A 3,278-nucleotide genomic window follows, 5' to 3' on the forward strand; every position below is an offset into this window, starting at 1 on the left:
GGTTTCAATACTTCGAAGATGAGCTGGGATAGCTGATCGACGCTCAGACGGCTCGGAGTCGACAGACGCTGTCCACCCTGGCGAACGGCCGAGATGGGATTGTGGTCAATCCATTCGTAGCGAATGGCGTGTGCGTAGAGAACATGCATGAGGTCTCTGATTTTCTTCTTGGTCCCTGGAGCCAGAGCCTTCCCGTTCGGCTTATTGAGAGGTGAGAGCCAATCTTCCACCGCAATTGCCTTCACTTCCTCCAGCGCTACCTCACCCCATCGGGGAATGATCCACCTCCGCAAGTAGCTTCGGTAGTTATCCTTGGTTGAGAAAGCTCGCCGGCTCTTAGGATCTGTTTCCATCGAGCACTCTTTCTGCAGCCAGTGATCCACCAGTTCCTTGAACGTGCTAGGACCATCCCCAGATCGGCGACCCAAGCCAAGACTGAACCTCTCTGCGTGTGCCGCGGCCTCGCTTCGAAAGTCTCTAGCTAAGCCGAGTACACGCTTGCGTTCTGTGGGCCGACCATCAGTTCCAGGGTCGTACCATCGAGCAGGGAACTGCGAGGCTCATCCGATACCGGTTTTTCCGAACTGGCAGGCGGCAGTTGCCTGGGGTGCGATGCCATCGCGCTTCCAATTTGTTCGAAAGCGCGAGTACGCGCGGCGACCACGTCCCACCGTGCGCAGCCCAGCAGAAGAGAACAATCTTGATCGGAGTAGCGTTCAAGAACCGTCATTACGTATACAAAGCGATCGAACGGCTCGAGTGCAAGAACTGCCGCAATCCCGACCTGCTCCGGCGGCGACACTTTGCCATTGCTGCTGACCGTGGCATAGCTCGAACGGCCATCTCCTTCCACTGGCCGCGGATTGATTGCCCTCACGGCATTTACGATGATCACTCGCCGAGCCCAGGAACGCGCCCATTCCTTGAAAACCGGGTTGCCATCTACCGCGTCCTCCAGGCCGGAGACAAAACACTGCTCAGCCTTCTCACGATCCGCGGTTAGCAGGAACGAGAGCAGGTAGAGGCTGTTCATGTCCTGGTCAAAGACCTGGCGGAAATCGTCGCTGCTTGCGTACGGCGTGGCCTTCGTGATTTGCTTTGCCTCCGGCATGTTCACCTCCGTCTTTCACTTATAAGTCGTTTGAGCTTGGTGAGAATCGACAACCAAAACTATTTTTCTGATGTTTTCAGCGTCTCACTCTTTCTTTCGAGTACCTGCGACGGCGCGCATCGGCATCTTGCGGCCAGTCCTTTCAACACGTGTCGCGTAAGAATGCCGGCGCAGGAAAACTTTGCGCCTGCCTTCATGAGATCGAAAATGGCATTTTCTCCCTCGCGGCTGATGACGGTCAGGTTGCTTAAATCTATAACTACTTTACGGCCATCTAAGTCACGGCTCGCACTTCTCCAAGTTGTGCGAAGTTCATCGACCCAGGGTTCGCTCAGCCTTCCTTCCACCACCAACTTGCGCTGAGTTCGGGTATCGACGATGGAAATCCTGAACATATTTGATCTCGTGACGGATCAGTTAAGCGCAACGCGCATGCCAAAGGCGGACGCCTGCAAGATGTTGAAACGATTGGCGGGAGCAAAATCGTCGACGCGTTGTGTCAACGAATGTCAAAATCAGAATTGACACTTTTCAAGGCGCGAGACAAACAACGTAGAGTTGTGCCAACGGCAGGAACGGTGGAGGTCAACTCAGAGAATTGAAGAGACGCAAGGGTGAGACCCGTGCGTGGTCATGGCTGACGCGGAAACCTGCTTTCCAGAGCTTTCGACGCGACCGTCGAAACCTCATAACACTCTTCGCGGGTCGACGCCTAGCTTTTTCATCCGAGCGATTAGGGTGGTGCGTTTGAGGCCCATGCGGGCCGCGGCCCCATCGGCTCCCGCTACTCGTCCGTTGGTGGTTTTCAAAACGCGGACCATCTCATCGCGTTCACTCGCCTCGCGCGTCCCAGCCACCGGAGTGGTCTTGCCGTTATTGCTCAGTTCGGCGATCGGAGCCTGCAATGCTGTGCCGTGAGTAAGGATCACCGAACGCTCAATGAAGTTCTCCAGTTCGCGAATATTCCCCGGCCAATGCCAACTCGAGAGCTTCCTCATGGCTGCGGCGGGAATCGATTCGATCTGCTTGTTCATGAGGCGGCCGTACTTCTGCGTGAAGTAGCGGACCAGCAATGGAATATCCTCCGGGCGCTCGCGCAAAGGTGGGATGCGGATCGGAAAGACATTCAGGCGATAGTACAAATCGCTGCGGAACTCGCGATTCTCCATCATTTGTTCGAGATCGCGATTGGTCGCCGCTACCAGTCGCACGTCGACCTTCTTGGTTCGGTTGCTGCCCAGCCTTTCAAACTCACGTTCCTGCAAAGCTCGCAGCAATTTGGGCTGGATCTCGACCGGGATGTCCCCGATCTCATCCAGGAACAGTGAGCCCTGGTCGGCCAGTTCGAGGCGGCCAACCTTCTGTGCAATCGCGCCGGTGAAGGCGCCTCGTTCATGTCCAAAAAGTTCACTCTCGAGCAGCCCCGTCGGAATCGCAGCGCAGTTAAGCTTCACGAACGTCCGATCCTTACGGCGGCTGCGTTCATGGATGGCGCGCGCAATCAATTCCTTTCCGGTACCGGTCTCACCGAGAAGCAAAACCGTCGAGTCGCTGGGTGCCACGGTTTCCACGAGATTCAGAACATGGCGGAGAGCCGAACTCTGGCCCACAATTCCTTCGAAGTCCATCTCGCCGCGGATTTCTTCTTCCAAATACAGCTTTTCCTGCGCGAGTTTGTTCTTGAGATCAGCGATCTCACCGTATGCCAGCGCGTTCTCCAGCCCGATCGCGACCTGCTGTGCGACTTGGGACAGAAAGGCCGTCGCCTCCCGATCAAAGGCATTTTCTTCCCGGCTCGCCAGGGCGAGCACACCAAGAGAGCGATCCCTGCTGATGAGAGGCATGTCGCAGAACGAATTAATACCCTCGCCTGAGGCCTTGGCGTACATCTCAGGAGGCACCTCAGCAGGATCGAGTCGGTTCAAGACCCAGGGCTTGCCGCTTTGGTAAGTTTCGCCCGGAATCGAATCCGCGATGGGAATCAATACCTGTTCTGTAAAAAATCCCCTGCTATCTGGGAAGTCGAGAGCGTGCACCCGCAAGTTGACGCCGTCTGGCTCGGGCAGCATGATCGCGGCGGCATCGCAGCGCATGACCTGGCGAACACTCGCCGAGATCGTTCGCAGCAGTTCCTGAAAATTCAGGTTCGAGACGACCTGGTTGGTTA

General features: G+C 56.2%; 4 protein-coding genes. All 4 read right to left on the reverse strand.

Features of this window, described 5'->3' with window-relative positions; genetic code table 11:
* On the reverse strand, positions 1-353 hold a 353-nt coding region (locus VNX88_07825), incomplete at its 3' end, for a hypothetical protein (GenBank protein HWY68559.1).
* Between the two features lie 128 nt (positions 354-481).
* Positions 482-1,111: a hypothetical protein gene (locus VNX88_07830; protein ID HWY68560.1), complete on the reverse strand. Its 630-nt coding sequence runs from the start codon at positions 1,109-1,111 to the stop codon at positions 482-484.
* Between the two features lie 59 nt (positions 1,112-1,170).
* Positions 1,171-1,506: a hypothetical protein gene (locus VNX88_07835; protein ID HWY68561.1), complete on the reverse strand. Its 336-nt coding sequence runs from the start codon at positions 1,504-1,506 to the stop codon at positions 1,171-1,173.
* A gap of 291 nt (positions 1,507-1,797) precedes the next feature.
* A partial coding sequence (locus tag VNX88_07840; protein ID HWY68562.1) for a sigma 54-interacting transcriptional regulator occupies positions 1,798-3,278 on the reverse strand: 1,481 nt, incomplete at its 5' end.

The sequence above is a fragment of the Terriglobales bacterium genome (assembly GCA_035567895.1).
Classification (GTDB): Bacteria; Acidobacteriota; Terriglobia; order Terriglobales; family Acidobacteriaceae; genus Gp1-AA112.

Excerpts from the sequence above, each read along its gene's own strand:
- VNX88_07830 (HWY68560.1), bottom strand. The coding sequence starts at position 1,111 with ATGCCGGAGGCAAAGCAAATCACGAAGGCCACGCCGTACGCAAGCAGC.
- VNX88_07835 (HWY68561.1), bottom strand. The coding sequence starts at position 1,506 with ATGTTCAGGATTTCCATCGTCGATACCCGAACTCAGCGCAAGTTGGTG.